We start from the raw sequence: 15,823 nt of genomic DNA on the forward strand, positions 1-15,823 counted from the left end.
GTCCGGAATGCCGGAACTTCCCCTCGACCAGGTGCGCACGCTGCTCGCGGTGGTCGACGAGGGAACCTTCGACGCGGCGGCCGCCGCCCTGCATGTGACCCCGTCGGCGGTCAGCCAGCGGGTGAAGGCGCTGGAGCAGCGCACCGGCCGCGTCCTGCTGCTGCGCACCAAGCCGGTGCGGCCCACCGAGTCCGGCGAGATCGTCGTACGGCTGGCCCGTCAGCTGGTCCGGCTGGAGCGGGACGCGCGCGCCGAGCTGGGCCTGCGCGGCGCCGGGGAGCCGACCCGGGTGTCGGTGGCGGTGAACTCCGACTCACTGGCGACCTGGTTCCTGACCGCGCTCACCCGCGTGCCCGAGGAGCTGCGGCTCTGCTTCGAGCTGCGCCGCGAGGATCAGGACCACACCGCGGTGCTGCTGCGGCAGGGACTGGTGATGGCGGCCGTGACCTCGTCGTCCGAGCCGGTGACGGGCTGCTCCGTGCGAGCGCTGGGCACCATGCGGTACGTCGCGGTGGCCCACCCGGAGTTCGCCGGGCGCCATCTCGGCGGACCGCTGCCGGAGACCCTGCCGCACGCACCGGTGGTGGTCTTCGACCGGCGTGACGACCTCCAGGACGGGTTCGTGCGGCTGCTGCGGCACGGCCGGGGCCGGGCGGGCGCGCTGCGCCACTCCGTGCCCACCTCGGAGGGGTTCGTCGAGGCCGTGGCCGCCGGACTGGGCTGGGGCATGGTGCCCGAGGTACAGGCCGAGCCGTTGCTGCGGGCCGGCCGGCTGGTCCACCTCGCCCCGGACCGCGAGGTGGACGTGCCGCTGTACTGGCAGCAGTGGAAACTGGACTCCCCCGCCCTCGCCGCGGTCGCCCGCGCGGTGGCGGTGACGGCCGCCGAAGCCTTGCGTCCTCCGTCGTAGCGCGTTTCACCCCTGCCCCGCAGGTGACCCGGAACCGGGTAACCGACCGTACAGACGACTTCGATGACGGGTGACGTCACATGAGCAACTGGCGTGAGCAGGCGGCGTGCCGCCTTGAGGACCCCGATCTCTTCTTCCCGATCGGCACCTCCGGACCGGCCCTGATGCAGGCCGAGCAGGCCAAGGCGATCTGCCGGCGCTGCCCCGTGCGCGAGCCCTGCCTGGAATTCGCCCTCGACACCGGCCAGACCCTGGGCGTGTGGGGCGGCACCGGGGAGACGGAGCGCCGGGCGCTGCAACGGCGCAGGAAGGCCCGCCACACCGGCTAGCCCGCCGCGGCTCCGGCCGCCGCGGCGCCCGTCAACCGCGGGCGCCGCGGCGCAGCGGGCCCCACTCGCGCTCCTGGCGGGCCACCTCGGCGCGCGCCTCGTCGATCACCTCGTCGGCGAGACGGCACAGGGGCCGCACCTCTTCGACGAGGGGCTCGTTGTCGGGGCCCCGGCCGTTCTCCCTGCCCTCCAGGACCCAGGGACGGACGCCGGGGCCCTTCTCGTGCGGCAGGTGGGCGTAGTCGTACAGCCGCCGGGCCACCCACAGGCGGACGGGGCGGTCCTGCCACCAGTCCTCGACATCGAGCGGATTGGCCGACAGGCCGGGCATGGGCACACCGGTCAGCTCGTCGGTGCTGGAGACCTCGCCCAGGTCGATCTCGGGTCCCTTGGACCACCGGACGTACAGTCCGCCCTGCCGTTCCTCCACCAACCCCGTCAGCTCGGCCAGCGTGTGCACGACCGGCAGGTCGTCCCAGGCGCTCATGGCGTGACCTCCCTCTTCGCCGTCAGGCGAACGGGGTACCCCGCTCGGCGGGATCGGAATCGGGCGGACCGCTCCGCCCCGGGTTACGCTCCCGGCACGAACCGCCGTCCGAGGGAGGTCCGCGCATGAGCGTCCGGGTACGCCGGGTCCACGAGCCGCCGGCCCCCGACGACGGCCTGCGGGTCCTGGTCGACCGGCTGTGGCCGCGGGGCCTGGCGAAGGACGCCGCCCGGGTGGACGAGTGGCCGAAGGACCTCACCCCGTCGGCCGAGCTGCGCCGCTGGTACCACGCGGGCGAAGGGTCGTACGAGGAGTTCGCACGCCGCTACGAGGCGGAACTGGCCGCGCCCGGGGCGGCCGAAGCGCTGGCGCGCACCCGGGCGTGGGTGCGCGAGGGACCGGTGACGCTGCTGACCGCCGTGAAGTCCCCGGAGCAGAGCCACGCCGCGGTGCTGGCCCGGCTGCTGGAGCGGTGACGCCGGGACGGGGTCAGCCGGTCTGCCGAGCCGCCGCCCGGCCCGCCGCCCGCCCGGAGAAGAGGCAGCCGCCGAGGAAGGTGCCCTCCAGGGCGTTGTAGCCGTGGACCCCGCCGCCGCCGAACCCGGCGACCTCACCGGCCGCGTACAGACCCTCGATCGGTGTGCCGTCGGTGCCGAGGGCGCGGGAGTCGAGGTCGGTCTGGATGCCACCGAGGGTCTTGCGGGTCAGCACGTGCAGTCTGACGCCGATCAGCGGTCCGGCCGCCGGGTCGAGCAGCCGGTGCGGCGAGGCGACCCGGCCGAGCCGGTCGCCGATGTAGCGGCGGGCGTTGCGGATGCCCTGGACCTGGGCGTCCTTGGTGTAGGGGTGGGCGATCTGGAGGTCGCGGGCCTCGATCTGGCGGCGCACCTCGGCCGCGTCGAGGAGGGGCTTGCCGGTGAGACCGTTCATCTTCTCGACGAGCTGTTCGAGGGTGGGCGCGGTCACGAAGTCGGCGCCGTTGCGCAGGAAGGCGTCCACCGGTCCGGGGGCGCCCTTGCCGAGGACGCGCTCGCGCAGGAACGCCGTGCGGTCCTTGGCGGTGATGTCCGGGTTCTGCTCGGAGCCCGACAGCGCGAACTCCTTCTCGATGATCTTCCGCGTGAGGATGAACCAGGAGTGGTCGTACTCGGCGATGTCCTCGGTGGTGCGCAGGTACCGCAGGGTGCCGAGCGTGTCGTAGCCGGGCAGGCAGGAGCCGGGCAGGCGGCGGCCGAGCGCGTCGAACCACATCGAGGAGGGGCCGGGCAGGATGCGGATGCCGTGGCCCGGCCAGATCGGGTCCCAGTTCCGCAGGCCTTCCGTGTAGTGCCACATGCGGTCGCGGTTGACCAGCCGGACGCCCGCCTCCGCGCTGATGTCGAGCATCCGCCCGTCGACGTAGGCGGGCACGCCCGTCACCATCCGGGCCGGGGGCGTGCCCAGGCGCTCGGGCCAGTGGCGGCGGACGATGTCGTGGTCGGCGCCGATGCCGCCGGTGGTGACGATCACGGCCTGGGCGGTCAGCTCGAACTCGCCGGCGGCCTCCCGCCCGGAGGCGACACCGCGCGGCGCGTCGTCCGGGACCAGGACCGTGCCGCGCACCCCGCGCGCGGCGCCGCCCTCGACGACCAGCTCGTCCACCCGGTGCCGGTGGTGGAAGGTCAGCAGCCCGTCGCGGGCGGCCTGCCGGGCATAGCGCGCGAACGGCTCGACGACGCCGGTGCCGGTCCCCCAGGCGATGTGGAAGCGGGGCACCGAGTTGCCGTGGCCGTGCGCGGTGAGGTCGCCGCGCTCCGCCCAGCCGACCGTCGGCAGGAACGTGATGCCGTGCCCGTCGAGCCAGGACCGCTTCTCGCCGGCCGCGAACTCGACGTAGGCGCGGGCCCAGCGCACCGCCCAGGAGTCCTCGTCGTCGACCCGGTCGAACCCGGCGCTGCCCTGCCAGTCGTTCCAGGCGAGGTCGAAGGAGTCCTTGATGCCGAGGCGGCGCTGCTGCGGGGAGTCGACGAGGAAGAGCCCGCCGAACGACCAGAAGGCCTGTCCGCCGAGGTTGGCGGCGTTCTCCTGGTCGACCAGGGCCACCCGGCGGCCACGGCTGGTCAGCTCGTGCGCGGCGACCAGACCGGCCAGTCCCGCTCCGACGACGATGACGTCGGCATCCATGGCGATCATCCCTTCCTGGGCGGTGCGCCGCCGCCGTCCGTCAGCAGCGCGGTGAGCAGCTGTTCGAGCCAGGCCCGCGCGCCCTCGACGTCCTTGTCCAGCAGCAGTTGGGTGGTGACCCCGTCGTAGGCGGCGACCACCGCGTGGGCGGCGGCGTCGATGTCGCCGAGCACGGCGGGCAGGGGGGTGTGTCCCTGGGCGCGGGCCAGCCGGTCGGCGATCGCGCCGCGCAGCCGGGCCCGGTGTTCCAGGAGGGTCGCGGCGACGGCCGGCTGCCGGGCGGCGTGCACGAGGAAGTCGGTCTTCACCAGCAGCCAGTCGAGGTCCAGGAGCAGCACGTCGGTGACCCGGTCGACGGCGGCCGGCACGTCGAGGTCGGGGCCGTCCTGGGCGAGCGCGCCGGAGACCTGTTCGGCGATGAGGTCGGCGCGCTGCCGGTAGAGGGCGAAGAACAGCTCGTCCAGGCTGTCGAAGTTGGAGTAGAAGGCGCCCCGGCTGTAGCCGGCGGCCTCGCAGACCTCCTCGATGGAGACGCGCCCGAACCCCTTGGCGGCGAACACGGCGAACGCGGCGTCGAGCAGGTTGGCCCGGGTGCGGGCGCGGCGCCTGGTGACGCGGGGGGTGCTGGGTTCCGTAACCAAGGTCGAGCCTCCGTTCGATGCGCGAATGTATCGGATGCATCGATGTATCGAAAGGGCGCCGACAGGGGGAAGGAGTCACGGGAACAAGTTTTCGATTCAGGAGTACGCTGGAACCATGCACCACCTCCAAGGCTCCCTCTTCGACCAGACCGACCAGCTGCGGCTGGGGCCTCTGGACGGGATCCGCCGGACGGACCTCGGCTCCGGGGCCTGGATCGATGTGCTGCCCGGCTGGCTGAGCGGGTCCGACACACTGTTCGAACACCTGGCGGCCGAGGTGCCGTGGCGGGCCGAGCAGCGCAAGATGTACGACCACGTCGTGGACGTCCCCCGACTGCTCGCCTTCTACCGGGCGGGTGAGCGGCTGCCCCACCCGGTGCTCACCGAGGCACGCGACACGCTCAGCGCGCACTACGCCGACGAACTGGGCGAACCGTTCACCACGGCAGGGCTCTGCCACTACCGCGACGGCCGGGACAGCGTCGCCTGGCACGGCGACCGGATCGGCCGGGGCGCCCGCGAGGACACCATGGTCGCCATCCTCTCCGTGGGGACGCCGCGCGATCTGCTGCTGCGCCCGGCGGGCGGCGGCGAGACCCTGCGCCGCCCGCTCGGGCACGGCGACCTCATCGTGATGGGCGGCTCCTGCCAGCGCACCTGGGAGCACTGCGTACCCAAGACCAGCCGGGCCGCGGGCCCGCGCATCAGCATCCAGTTCCGTCCGGCCGACGTGCACTGAGTCCCGTCTGCTTTGCTGTCCCCGTCGGTACGGACCTCACCACGCGGGACGAGCATGCGGGCAGATGTGCGGCAAGTGACGGACGGCGCCTACTTGGTGCACGGCAGCAACACCAACTGGGTGATCCTCACCGAGGGGGACGCCGTCACCCTCGTCGACACCGGATACCCCGGGGACCGCGAGCTGGTCCTGGACTCCCTGGCGGCGGTGGGCAGTTCACCCGAGGCGGTCGCGGCCGTGCTCGTCACCCACGCCCACAACGACCATCTGGGCTCGGCGGAGTACCTGCGCGCGGCCCACGGCACGCCCGTGTACCTGCACGAGGCCGAAGTGCCGCACGCCCGCCGGGACTTCCTGCACCAGGTGTCGATCGGGCGGGTGCTGCGCAACGGCTGGCGGCCGGGCGTGCTGCCGTGGGCCGTGCACGCGCTGCGCTCCGGCGGCACCGCGCACCTCCCCGTCGCGGCGCCCGAGCCGTTCCCGGCGGCGGGCCCGCTGGACCTGCCGGGGCGCCCGGTGCCGGTGCACACCCCCGGCCACACCCTGGGCCACTGCGCCTACCACCTGCCGGACGCCGGCGTGCTGATCTCCGGTGACGCGCTGGTCGGCGGCCACCCCACCAGCCGGGCGACGGGCCCTCAGCTGCTGCCGGACATGTTCCACCACGAGCGGGCCCGCGCGGTGGCCTCGCTGGACGTGCTCGCCGGGCTGGACGCGGACGTCCTGCTGCCCGGGCACGGGCCCGCGCACCGCGGCCCGGTACGGGACGCGGCGCTCCACGCGGCGGAACGGGCCGCCTGAGACGGGCAGCCACGGCCCGCCCGGTCGCCGTTAAGGTCAGGCCATGGCTTTGCACATCAGCGCCACCAACCCGGAGCACCCGGCGCTCCTGCTCGAACTCCCCTGGCAGCTCCCGCTGGAGGAGTGGCCGGAGGAGTACCTGGTCCCGCTGCCGCGCGGCATCTCCCGGCACGTGGTGCGCTACGCCCGCGCGGGCGACGAGGTGATCGCCGTCAAGGAGCTGGCCGAGCGGCCCGCCCTGCGCGAGTACGAGCTGCTGCGCGACCTGGACCGGCTCGGCATCCCGGCGGTGGACGCCCTCGCCGTGGTCACCGGCCGCGCGGACGCGGACGGCGAGCCGCTGGAACCGGTGCTGATCACCCGGCATCTGGGCGGTTCGATGCCGTACCGCTCGATGTTCGAGACGACCATGCGCCCGGCGACCATGCACCGGCTGATGGACGCCCTCGCGGTGCTGCTGGTGCGGCTGCACCTGGCGGGGTTCGCGTGGGGCGACTGCTCGCTGTCCAACACCCTGTTCCGGCGCGACGCGGGCGCCTACGCCGCCTACCTCGTCGACGCCGAGACCGGTGAGCTGCACGCCCGGCTCAGCGACGGGCAGCGCGACTACGACCTGGACCTCGCCCGGGTCAACATCAGCGGCGAACTCCTCGACCTGGAGGCGTCCGGGGCGCTGCACCCCTCCGTCGACCCCGTCGAGTTCGGCACCGAGATCTGCGCCCGCTACCAGGGGCTGTGGAAGGAACTGACCCGCACCTCGGTCTACCCGGCGGGCAAGTACCACTACATCGAACGCCGGATACGCAGACTCAACGACCTCGGCTTCGACGTCGCCGAGATGCAGATCGACCACTCCTCCAACGGCGACACGGTCACCTTCGTGCCCAAGGTCGTCGACGCCGGCCACCACCAGCGCCAGTTGCTGCGGCTGACCGGCTTGGACACCGAGGAGAACCAGGCCCGGCGGCTGCTGAACGATCTGGAGTCCTGGATGGCCACCCAGGACGACTACGCGCCCGGCGATCCCCTGGCCGCCCGCCCGGAGGTGCTGGCACACCGCTGGGTGCGGGAGGTCTTCCGGCCCACCGTGCGCGCGGTGCCGCCGGAACTGCGCGGCGGCATGGACCCGGCCGAGATCTACCACCAGCTGCTCGAACACCGGTGGTACCTCTCGGAGCGGGCCCAGCACGACATCGGGCTGGACACGGCCGTGAAGGACTACGTCGACAACATCCTCCCCCGCGCCCGCAGGACACTGGAGCCGCCGGCGCCGCGGTGATCGGCCCGCGTGGTCAGGCGGGCGGCACCACCGCGACCGGGCACGGCGCGTGGTGCAGCACCCCGTGGGCGACGGAGCCGATCCGGGCGCCGACCGCGGTCCGCCGGGCCCGGCGGCCGACGACCACCAGCTGGGCCCGCGCGGACACGTCCAGCAGCACCTGCCCCGCGCTGCCCATCTCCACGTGCTCGACCACCGGGACCTGCGGGAACCGCTCCCGCCACGGCTGCAACGCCTCGCTCAGCGCCTTCTTCTCGTACGGCACCGGGCCGCCGGCCTCGTCGAGCAGCTGGAGCGAGGCGGGACTGTAGGCGAACACCGGCGGCAGCGTCCACGCCCGGACCGCCTTGAGGGTCGCCCCGCGGGCCGCCGCCGTCTCGAAGGCGAACCGCAGCACGGCGGCGCTGTCCTCGGGGCCGCCCTCCTGGCCGACGACGATCTCGCGGCCCTCCGCCTCGGCCGAAGCCCGGCCGCCCGCGCGCACCAGCACCACGGGGCCGGTGCCCTCCGCGAGCACCTGCCGGCCGACCGAGCCGAGCAGGAAGCCGACGACCCGGCCGTGCCCGCGGGAGCCCAGGACGAGCAGCTCGGACCGGCCCGTGGCGGCGACCAGGGTCCCGACGGCGTCGCCCTCCACCACCTCGGCGGTCACGTCCAGCCCGGGGTGGCGCCCGGCGATCTCCCGGACGGCCCCGTCCAGCGCCCCCCGCACCCAGCCCGCCTGGGTGCCCCGGTCCCCGTCCACCGCCTCATGCGGCGTGAACCGCCAGGCGTGCACCACATGCAGCGCCCGGTCGCGCCGGACGGCCTCCCGGGCCGCCCAGGCCAGCGCCGCGTGGCTCTCCTCCGATCCGTCCACTCCTGCTGTGATCGGACGTGCCATCCCACTGCCTCCTCGTGCTTGTGTTCGGCGGTCACCGGTGATCTTCCCCTACCCTGCCGCCATGAGCCTTGTCTGGGAGCAAGTCATCGTGGACGCCGCCGATCCCGTCGCCCTGGGCCGCTGGTGGGCGCGGGCCCTCGGCTGGACGGTGGTGAACGACGACCCCGAGGATTTCGAGATCCGCCCGGCGCCGGACCGGGTACCGGGTCTGCTGTTCGTCCGGGTTCCCGAGAGCAAGTCGGTCAAGAACCGTCTGCACCTGGACTTCCGCCCCGACGACCAGCGCGCCGAGGTCGACCGGCTGCTCGCGCTCGGGGCCCGGCACGCGGACGTCGGCCAGGGCGAGCAGACGTGGGTGGTCCTGGCGGACCCGGAGGGCAACGAGTTCTGCGTGCTGCGGTCGCGGGCCGCCTGAGCGGCCCTTTCGCATACCTGAGCGAACCCCGGCGATCGAACATACGATGGCGGGAGCCGGCCGCGGTGACGACGGGCACACCGCGGCCGATTGTCCGACCGCTCGGGGTGGGAGACGCATGGCACAGGCCGCCGACACAGCGCGGACCGTCATTCTGACCGTGGACGACGACCCGGGGGTCTCCCGCGCGGTCGCCCGCGACCTGCGACGGCGCTACGGGGCGTCGTACCGGATCGTGCGGGCCGAGTCCGGGGAGTCCGCGCTGGAGGCGCTGCGGGAGCTGAAGCTGCGCGGTGACCTGGTGGCGGTGATCCTGGCCGACTACCGGATGCCGCAGATGAACGGCATCGAGTTCCTGGAGCAGGCCCTCGACGTGTATCCGGGGGCGCGACGGGTGTTGCTGACGGCGTACGCGGACACCAACGCGGCGATCGACGCGATCAACGTGGTCGACCTGGACCACTACCTGCTCAAGCCGTGGGACCCGCCGGAGGAGAAGCTCTACCCGGTGCTGGACGATCTCCTCCAGGCCTGGCGGGCCAGCGACCACCGGCCGGTGCCGAGCACCAAGGTGGTCGGGCACCGCTGGTCGGCGCGCTCCTCGGACGTACGGGAGTTCCTGGCCCGCAACCAGGTGCCCTACCGCTGGTACTCGGCCGACGAGCCGGAGGGGCGGCGGCTGCTGGCCGCGGCCGGGCAGGACGGCTCGCGGCTGCCGCTGGTGGTCACCCCGGAGGGGGCGCCCCTGGTGGAGCCGGAGGCGCCGGAGCTGGCCGCGCGGGTGGGGCTGGCGACCACACCGACCGCCGAGTTCTACGACCTGGTGGTGATCGGCGGCGGGCCCGCCGGGCTCGGCGCGGCGGTGTACGGGGCCTCCGAGGGGCTGCGGACGGTGCTGGTGGAGCGGTCGGCGACCGGCGGCCAAGCCGGGCAGAGCTCGCGGATCGAGAACTATCTGGGCTTCCCCGACGGCGTGTCGGGCGCGCAGCTCACCGACCGGGCCCGCCGGCAGGCGGCGAAGTTCGGCGCCGAGATCCTGACCGCCCGGGAGGTGACGGGCCTGGAGGTCAACGGGGCGGCGCGGATCGTACGGTTCTCCGACGGCTCGGCGGTCGCCGCGCACAGCGTGATCCTCGCGACCGGCGTGTCGTACCGGCAGCTCGACGCGCCGGGCCTGACCGAGCTGACCGGCTGCGGCGTGTTCTACGGCTCGGCGCTCACCGAGGCGGCCGGCTGCCAGGGACAGGACGTGTACATCGTGGGCGGCGCCAACTCCGCCGGACAGGCGGCGATGTACCTGGCGCGGGGCGCCAAGTCGGTGACGCTGCTGGTGCGCGGCGAGTCGCTGGCCGCGTCCATGTCGCACTACCTCATCCAGCAGATCGAGCAGGCGCCGAACATCACGGTGCGCTGCGGCACCGTCGTGGACGCCGCGCACGGCACCGGCCGCCTGGAGCAGCTGACCCTGCGGGACATCGCCACCGGGAAGACCGAGCCGGTCGACGCCCAGTGGCTGTTCGTGTTCATCGGCGCCGCCCCGCGCACCGACTGGCTGGACGGCACCGTGCTGCGCGACGAGCGCGGGTTCATCCTGGCCGGGCCCGACCTCACCCCGGACGGGCGCCCGCCTGCGGGCTGGGAGCTGGACCGGCCGCCGTACCACCTGGAGACCAGTGTGCCCGGGGTGTTCGTCGCGGGCGACGCGCGCGCGGAGTCCGCCAAGCGGGTGGCGTCCGCCGTCGGAGAGGGAGCCATGGCCGTGATGCTCGTCCACCGCTACCTGGAGCAGTCATGAGCGGCCGGCCCATGCCGTGCGACCCGCGGGAGATCAGCTCGCTGTTCCTGTTCGAGAAGCTGAGCCCGGAGCAGCTGGGAAGGCTGTGCGCCGAGGGGCGGGTGGAGCTGTTCGAGCCGGGCCCCGTCTACGCCGAGGGCGAACCCGCCACCTGCTTCTACGTGTTGATCGAGGGCACCGTCGTGCTGTCCCGGCGGGTCGGCGGCGACGACATCGAGGTCACCCGGACCTCGCAGCGCGGGGTGTACGCGGGCGCCATGCAGGCGTATCTCGGGGACCGGGTGCGGCAGGTCTACAACAACTCGATGCGGGTCACCGAACCGAGCCGGTTCTTCGTGCTGCCCGCCGACACGTTCGCGAGCGTCATGCGCGAGTGGTTCCCGATGGCGGCCCATCTGCTGGAGGGACTGTTCTTCGGGTCGAAGAACACCCAGCGGATGATCGGCCAGCGGGAGCGGCTGCTGGCGCTCGGCTCGCTGTCCGCCGGGCTCACCCACGAGCTGAACAACCCCGCGGCGGCGGCCGTCCGGGCGACCGAGGCGCTGCGCGAGCGGGTGGCGAAGATGCGGCACAAGCTGAGCGTCATCTCGGCGGGCCCGTATCCGCGCGAAGTGCTGGCGCATCTGATCGAGATACAGGAGCGCACCGCCGAGCGGGTGGGCAAGGCGCCCGCGCTGAGCCCGCTGGAGGCCGCCGACCGGGAGGACGCGGTCTCCGACTGGCTGGACGACCACGGCATCCCCGACGGCTGGCGGCTGGCGCCCACCTTCGTGCAGGCCGGTCTCGACCTCGACTGGCTCGACCAGGTCGCGGCGGCCGTCGACGAGTCGGTCCTGCCGGGCGCGATCGGCTGGCTCAACTACACGGTGGAGACCGAACTGCTGATGGACGAGATCGCGGACGCCACCACCCGTATCTCGCACCTGGTCGACGCGGCCAAGCAGTACTCCCAGCTGGACCGCGCGCCCTACCGGATCGCCGATGTGCACGAACTCCTCGACAGCACGCTGCTGATGCTGTCGGGGAAGATCGGCAAGCGGATCACCGTGGTCAAGGAGTACGACCGCGGCCTGCCGCCGATCCCCGCGTACCCGGCGGAACTGAACCAGGTGTGGACGAACCTGATCGACAACGCGGTGTCCGCCATCGACAGCGCGGGCGGCGAGGGGACGCTGACGGTACGGACCGCGCGCGACCACGACCGGCTGCTGGTGGAGTTCCGGGACACCGGGCCCGGCGTGGCGCCGGAGATCCGGGACCGGATCTTCGATCCGTTCTTCACCACCAAGCCGGTGGGCGAGGGCACCGGGCTCGGCCTGGACATCTCCTGGCGGATCGTGGTGAACAAGCATCACGGCACCCTCCAGGTGGACTCGGTGCCGGGTGACACCCGCTTCCAGGTGCTGCTCCCGCTCACCGCCGCGGAGGACGAGACGACTCCCGAACCCCTGGAGGAGCCCGCATGACCGAGCGGACCGGAATCGATCCGAGCGTGCCGCCGAGCGGCACCGGATGCGTGGAGTGCGACGCCGTCGGCGGCTGGTGGTTCCATCTGCGGCGCTGCGCCCGGTGCGGGCACGTCGGCTGCTGCGACTCCTCCCCCGGCAAGCACGCCACGGCCCACTACCGGGCCACCGGGCACCCGCTGGTGCAGAGCTACGAGCCGGGCGAGGACTGGTTCTGGGACTACGCCGCCGACTCCCTGCACGACTCCGGCCCCGCGCTCGCCCCGCCGTCCAGCCACCCCGAGGACCAGCCCGCGCCGGGGCCCGCGGGGCGGGTGCCGAAGGACTGGGCGAAGGGTCTGGGCGCCTAGGAGCGGGGCCCACGCGCGACGGCGGGAGGTGGCGCGCATCGCATGCGCGCGGGTTGTGTGCGCGCTGGTCGCGTGCGCGTCGTGTGCGCTGGTCGTGTGCGCCGGTCGTGTGCGCGGTTCCCCGCGCTCCCGCGTGAGGTGATGCATCCGCTGACATCCGGCAGGCCGGCTGTGTGTCGTCCCTGGTGAACCGGCCGTGTGCGAGAAGGTGACCTCGCCTTCAGGTGCCCGGTGTCGTACGGACTCCGGGCGGGCGCGCGCGGAAGAGGGACCGGATGGCCTCGGCGAGGGTACGCGGTGGTGCGGTGATCGGAGCGGTGGTGCTGTCCCTGCTGGCGGTACCGGCGCCGGCCGTGGGCCGGGAGGCCCCGGTGGCGGGCGCGGCGGCGCTGCCCGCGGCGGACCTGGCGGGGCTGCGCGGGGTGCTGCGCGGCGCGGGACGGCAGGGCGCGCCCGGGGCGATGGCCAGGATCGACGACCGGGGCACCGTGCGCCGGGCGGCGGTGGGCGTCGCCGACCGAAGCACCGGGCGGGCCCTCGCCGACCGGGACCGCTTCCGGGTCGGCAGCGTCACCAAGACCTTCACCGCCGTCGTCCTGCTGCAACTCGCCGCCGAGGGCAGACTGCGGCTCGACGACCCGGTCCACCGTCATCTGCCGGGGTCGCTCCCCGACCGGCGGATCACCGTGCGGCACCTGCTGAGCCACCGCAGCGGGCTGTACGACTACACCAACGACATGTTCGCGAGGACGGTGCCCGGCTTCGAGGCGGTGCGCGACCGGGTCTTCACCTACCGCCAGCTGGTCGACCGCTCGCTGCGCCACCCGCGCACCAACGCGCCCGGCGCGGCCTACGCCTACTCCAACACCAACTTCGTGGTCGCCGGGATGCTGGTCGAAAAACTGACCGGCGGCCCGGTGGGACGGGCGTACGAGAGCAGGATCGTCCGGCCGCTGGGCCTGCGCGACACCTTCTACGTCCATCCCGCCACCGGCATCCCCGGCCGGCACGCCCGTGGCTACCTCACGCCGGACCGGGCGGGCGCGCCGCTGGTCGACTCCACCCGGCAGACGGTGTCCTGGGCGCAGAGCGCGGGCGCGCTCGTCTCCAGCACCCGGGACCTGAACACCTTCTACTCCGCGCTGCTCGGCGGCCGGCTGACCTCGGCGGCCATGCTGGCCCAGATGAAGCGGTGGGTGACGGTCGACGGCACGCAGTCGTACGGGCTGGGCCTGCGCCGCCGGAAGCTGTCGTGCGGGGTGTCCGTGTACGGCCACACGGGCGCCGTACAGGGCTACTACACCTACGCGTTCACCTCCGGGGACGGCAGCCGCAGCCTCACCGCGCTCGCCAACACGTCCAACAACGGGGCCGTGCTCAACAGCCTGCTCGGCACCCTGGAGCCGGTGTTCTGCGGGAAGAAGGCGAAGACCCGGCCGGCCGGTCCGGTGCGGCGGTACGAGGACATCGCCCCGCAGGTGCCCGTGACCGCCCCGCAGGCCCGCTTGGCGGAGTCCGCCGGTGACTGAGCCGCGACGCGCACCGCGGGAACCCGCGCCCCATCGCGCCAACATCCTCAAGCCGGACTTCTGTATCGGCGTGGCATTCGCGGGTGGCGGCCGGGCCGGGACGTACTGGACACAGGTGTTCGGTGGCTGACCCCGCACCCTCGATCTTGGCGACAGCGGATCCTTTGGCCAGGATGCCCCCATGAAGGGTGACCTCTTTTCCAGCGAGCACATGGTGCGGCCGGCCGCCGGCCCGGGCATGACCGTCGAGAACGCCAAGTGCATCCGGTACACGGTCGACGGCGAGATGCTGGCCCGGCAGGGCGCGATGGTCGCCTACCGCGGTGACCTCGCCTTCGAACGCAAGGGTCAGGGCGTGGGCGGCATGCTCAAACGCGCGGTCACCGGCGAGGGCCTGCCGTTGATGACGGTGCGCGGACAGGGCGAGGCCTGGTTCGCGCACGAGGCCCAGAACTGCTTCGTCGTGGAGGTCGGCCCCGGTGACGAGTTCACCGTCAACGGCCGCAACGTGCTGTGCTTCGACGCCACGCTGGCCTACCGGATCGCCACCGTGAGGGGCGCGGGCATCACGGGCGGCGGCCTGTTCAACAGCGTCTTCACCGGGCACGGCAGGCTGGGGCTGGTCTGCGAGGGCAGTCCGCTGGTCATCCCGGTGACCCAGGGGTCCCCGGTGTACGTCGACACGGACGCGGTCGTCGGCTGGACCGCCGGGCTCCAGACCTCCCTGCACCGGTCGCAGTCCATCGGCTCGATGCTGCGCGGTGGCTCCGGGGAGGCCGTCCAGCTGATGCTGTACGGAGAGGGGCACGTCGTGGTGCGGCCCAGCGAGATGACCCCGCAGAAGGCGCAGCCGCACTGAGCGTGCGCCCGGGGCGAAACCGTGTTGACCGCCGGAGGCGGCCGGGTGAGGGTCGAACCGGCGCGGTTCACCGGACCGCCGCGCCGGAAGGATGAGTGAGCTCCTTGATCGGCATCACGGACATCGAAGCCGCCGCCGGGCGGATCGCCGGCCACGTCGTCCGCACTCCCACGGTGCCGAGTCCCGGGCTGTCCGCCCTGCTCGGCGTCCCGGTCATCACTAAGCTGGAACTCCTCCAGCGCACCGGCTCGTTCAAGTCGCGCGGGGCGACGGCGAAGCTGCTGTCGCTCACCGAGGCGGAGCGGGCGGCCGGGGCGGTCGCGGTCAGCGGTGGCAACCACGGCATCGCGCTCGCGGTCATGGCCGCCGCCCTCGATGTGAAGGCGACGGTGGTCATGCCGCGCTCGGCGCCCGCGCGGTCGGTGGCGCTCGCCCGGGACGCCGGGGCCGCGGTGCGGCTGACGGACGGGATGGCCGAGGCCTTCCGGCTCGTGGAGGTGTTGCGGGACGAAGGGCTGACCCTTGTGCACCCGTTCGACGACCCGGTGGTCATCGCGGGGCAGGGCACCGTGGGCCTGGAGCTCGCCGAGGACGCGGGCGAGGTGACCGACGTCCTGGTCAGCATCGGCGGGGGCGGGCTGATCGGCGGGGTGGCGGCCGCGCTGCGCGCCCGTCGGCCGGGGGTGCGGATCTGGGGGGTGGAGACCGAGGGCGCCGAGGCGATGTCCGCGGCGCTGCGGGCCGGGGGCCCGGTGCCGGTGGAGCTGTCGTCGATCGTGTCGACGCTCTGCGCGCCCGCGGTCTCCCGGTTGACGTACGACCATGTGTCCGCCCTGGTGGACGAGGTGCTGGTGGTCCCGGACCGGGAGGCGGTGCGGGGCTGTCTGGAGCTGGCCGAGCACGCCAAGCTGTGGACGGAGCCGGCCGCCGGCTGTCTGCTGCCGGCGGCCCGGCGGGTGCTGGAGCGGGTGGGGTCCGGGGCGCGGCTCGGTCTGGTGGTGTGCGGGGGCAACGCGCCCACCGGTGACCTGCGGGACTGGGCGGAGCGTTTCGGGCTGGACTGAACGCCGTCGCGGAGCCCTGCGGACTGACCCGTGGTCAAAACTGCGCCCCCGTCAGGAATACGCGCCCGCGCGTTGAACGCACGCCGTCGCACCCCTCGTACCACTGGCAAAGG

At 73.4% G+C, this 15,823-nt stretch carries 17 protein-coding genes; 13 read left to right on the forward strand and 4 right to left on the reverse strand.

The genetic code is table 11. The annotated features are described in order from the left end of the window. Positions 1-7 precede the first annotated feature (7 nt). Entirely contained in the window at positions 8-910 is a 903-nt protein-coding gene (locus VE614_RS33385; protein ID WP_324946080.1) for a LysR family transcriptional regulator ArgP, read from the forward strand. Positions 911-990: 80 nt separating this feature from the next. Next, complete coding sequence (locus VE614_RS33390; RefSeq protein ID WP_324946083.1) at positions 991-1,239, forward strand: WhiB family transcriptional regulator; 249 nt, start codon at positions 991-993, stop codon at positions 1,237-1,239. Between the two features lie 31 nt (positions 1,240-1,270). Here the strand turns inward: VE614_RS33390 and VE614_RS33395 are convergent, their stop codons facing one another. Continuing rightward, positions 1,271-1,726: a DUF6098 family protein gene (locus VE614_RS33395; protein WP_324946086.1), complete on the reverse strand. Its 456-nt coding sequence runs from the start codon at positions 1,724-1,726 to the stop codon at positions 1,271-1,273. Positions 1,727-1,851: 125 nt separating this feature from the next. On the opposite strand from VE614_RS33395, the gene VE614_RS33400 reads away from it, so the two are divergent. Next, on the forward strand, positions 1,852-2,202 hold the full coding sequence (locus VE614_RS33400; protein ID WP_324946089.1) for a DUF488 domain-containing protein: 351 nt from the start codon (positions 1,852-1,854) through the stop codon (positions 2,200-2,202). A 13-nt stretch (positions 2,203-2,215) separates the two neighbouring features. Here VE614_RS33400 and VE614_RS33405 read toward each other — a convergent pair whose 3' ends face one another. Together VE614_RS33405 and VE614_RS33410 are read right to left on the reverse strand one after the other, a co-directional pair. Next, complete coding sequence (locus tag VE614_RS33405; protein WP_324946092.1) at positions 2,216-3,889, reverse strand: FAD-binding dehydrogenase; 1,674 nt, start codon at positions 3,887-3,889, stop codon at positions 2,216-2,218. A 5-nt stretch (positions 3,890-3,894) separates the two neighbouring features. Further along, the gene (locus VE614_RS33410; RefSeq protein ID WP_324946095.1) at positions 3,895-4,530 is read right to left on the reverse strand and encodes a TetR/AcrR family transcriptional regulator; all 636 of its coding nucleotides are present in this window, start codon (positions 4,528-4,530) and stop codon (positions 3,895-3,897) included. Between the two features lie 115 nt (positions 4,531-4,645). Here VE614_RS33410 and VE614_RS33415 point away from each other — a divergent pair, with 115 nt between their 5' ends. From VE614_RS33415 to VE614_RS33425, 3 genes are read left to right on the forward strand one after another with little or no spacing between them, the layout of a single operon-like run. Beyond that, complete coding sequence (locus tag VE614_RS33415; RefSeq protein ID WP_324946098.1) at positions 4,646-5,269, forward strand: alpha-ketoglutarate-dependent dioxygenase AlkB; 624 nt, start codon at positions 4,646-4,648, stop codon at positions 5,267-5,269. A gap of 54 nt (positions 5,270-5,323) precedes the next feature. Further along, the gene (locus VE614_RS33420; protein ID WP_324946101.1) at positions 5,324-6,070 is read left to right on the forward strand and encodes an MBL fold metallo-hydrolase; all 747 of its coding nucleotides are present in this window, start codon (positions 5,324-5,326) and stop codon (positions 6,068-6,070) included. Positions 6,071-6,113: 43 nt separating this feature from the next. Further along, positions 6,114-7,349, forward strand: a complete 1,236-nt coding sequence (locus VE614_RS33425; protein ID WP_324946103.1) for a DUF4032 domain-containing protein — start codon at positions 6,114-6,116, stop codon at positions 7,347-7,349. A gap of 13 nt (positions 7,350-7,362) precedes the next feature. Here the strand turns inward: VE614_RS33425 and VE614_RS33430 are convergent, their stop codons facing one another. Continuing rightward, entirely contained in the window at positions 7,363-8,232 is an 870-nt protein-coding gene (locus tag VE614_RS33430) for a universal stress protein (RefSeq protein ID WP_324946106.1), read from the reverse strand. Positions 8,233-8,293: 61 nt separating this feature from the next. Between VE614_RS33430 and VE614_RS33435 the strand changes: the two genes are divergently transcribed. The 7 genes from VE614_RS33435 to VE614_RS33465 all read left to right on the forward strand — a co-directional run bounded on the left by VE614_RS33435 (position 8,294) and on the right by VE614_RS33465 (position 15,710). Next, complete coding sequence (locus tag VE614_RS33435; RefSeq protein ID WP_324946109.1) at positions 8,294-8,647, forward strand: VOC family protein; 354 nt, start codon at positions 8,294-8,296, stop codon at positions 8,645-8,647. Positions 8,648-8,765: 118 nt separating this feature from the next. Beyond that, positions 8,766-10,442 (forward strand): FAD-dependent oxidoreductase, encoded by a 1,677-nt coding sequence (locus VE614_RS33440; protein ID WP_324946112.1) that lies wholly within the window; start codon positions 8,766-8,768, stop codon positions 10,440-10,442. Then, positions 10,439-11,908, forward strand: coding sequence for an ATP-binding protein (locus VE614_RS33445; RefSeq protein WP_324946115.1), 1,470 nt, complete (start codon positions 10,439-10,441; stop codon positions 11,906-11,908). Before VE614_RS33440 ends, VE614_RS33445 begins: the two co-directional genes overlap by 4 nt. Next, positions 11,905-12,258 (forward strand): UBP-type zinc finger domain-containing protein, encoded by a 354-nt coding sequence (locus tag VE614_RS33450; protein WP_324946118.1) that lies wholly within the window; start codon positions 11,905-11,907, stop codon positions 12,256-12,258. The genes VE614_RS33445 and VE614_RS33450 overlap by 4 nt, the downstream gene beginning before the upstream one ends. Before the next feature lie 275 nt (positions 12,259-12,533). Continuing rightward, positions 12,534-13,787 carry a serine hydrolase domain-containing protein gene (locus VE614_RS33455; RefSeq protein WP_324946121.1) on the forward strand — a complete coding sequence of 418 codons (1,254 nt, stop codon included), beginning with the start codon at positions 12,534-12,536 and terminating at the stop codon, positions 13,785-13,787. A 181-nt stretch (positions 13,788-13,968) separates the two neighbouring features. Then, on the forward strand, positions 13,969-14,646 hold the full coding sequence (locus VE614_RS33460) for an AIM24 family protein (protein WP_324946124.1): 678 nt from the start codon (positions 13,969-13,971) through the stop codon (positions 14,644-14,646). 104 nt (positions 14,647-14,750) lie between these two features. After that, positions 14,751-15,710 (forward strand): threonine/serine dehydratase, encoded by a 960-nt coding sequence (locus VE614_RS33465; protein WP_324946223.1) that lies wholly within the window; start codon positions 14,751-14,753, stop codon positions 15,708-15,710. The last annotated feature ends 113 nt before the right edge of the window (positions 15,711-15,823 follow it).

It is taken from the genome of Streptomyces sp. (assembly GCF_035645055.1).
Classification (GTDB): domain Bacteria; phylum Actinomycetota; class Actinomycetes; order Streptomycetales; family Streptomycetaceae; genus Streptomyces.

Coding starts and splice junctions, on each gene's coding strand:
- VE614_RS33385 (WP_324946080.1), top strand. CDS start 8: ATGCCGGAACTTCCCCTCGACCAGGTGCGCACGCTGCTCGCGGTGGTC.
- VE614_RS33390 (WP_324946083.1), top strand. CDS start 991: ATGAGCAACTGGCGTGAGCAGGCGGCGTGCCGCCTTGAGGACCCCGAT.
- VE614_RS33395 (WP_324946086.1), bottom strand. CDS start 1,726: ATGAGCGCCTGGGACGACCTGCCGGTCGTGCACACGCTGGCCGAGCTG.
- VE614_RS33400 (WP_324946089.1), top strand. CDS start 1,852: ATGAGCGTCCGGGTACGCCGGGTCCACGAGCCGCCGGCCCCCGACGAC.
- VE614_RS33405 (WP_324946092.1), bottom strand. CDS start 3,889: ATGGATGCCGACGTCATCGTCGTCGGAGCGGGACTGGCCGGTCTGGTC.
- VE614_RS33415 (WP_324946098.1), top strand. CDS start 4,646: ATGCACCACCTCCAAGGCTCCCTCTTCGACCAGACCGACCAGCTGCGG.
- VE614_RS33420 (WP_324946101.1), top strand. CDS start 5,324: ATGCGGGCAGATGTGCGGCAAGTGACGGACGGCGCCTACTTGGTGCAC.
- VE614_RS33425 (WP_324946103.1), top strand. CDS start 6,114: ATGGCTTTGCACATCAGCGCCACCAACCCGGAGCACCCGGCGCTCCTG.
- VE614_RS33430 (WP_324946106.1), bottom strand. CDS start 8,232: ATGGCACGTCCGATCACAGCAGGAGTGGACGGATCGGAGGAGAGCCAC.
- VE614_RS33435 (WP_324946109.1), top strand. CDS start 8,294: ATGAGCCTTGTCTGGGAGCAAGTCATCGTGGACGCCGCCGATCCCGTC.
- VE614_RS33440 (WP_324946112.1), top strand. CDS start 8,766: ATGGCACAGGCCGCCGACACAGCGCGGACCGTCATTCTGACCGTGGAC.
- VE614_RS33445 (WP_324946115.1), top strand. CDS start 10,439: ATGAGCGGCCGGCCCATGCCGTGCGACCCGCGGGAGATCAGCTCGCTG.
- VE614_RS33450 (WP_324946118.1), top strand. CDS start 11,905: ATGACCGAGCGGACCGGAATCGATCCGAGCGTGCCGCCGAGCGGCACC.
- VE614_RS33455 (WP_324946121.1), top strand. CDS start 12,534: ATGGCCTCGGCGAGGGTACGCGGTGGTGCGGTGATCGGAGCGGTGGTG.
- VE614_RS33460 (WP_324946124.1), top strand. CDS start 13,969: ATGAAGGGTGACCTCTTTTCCAGCGAGCACATGGTGCGGCCGGCCGCC.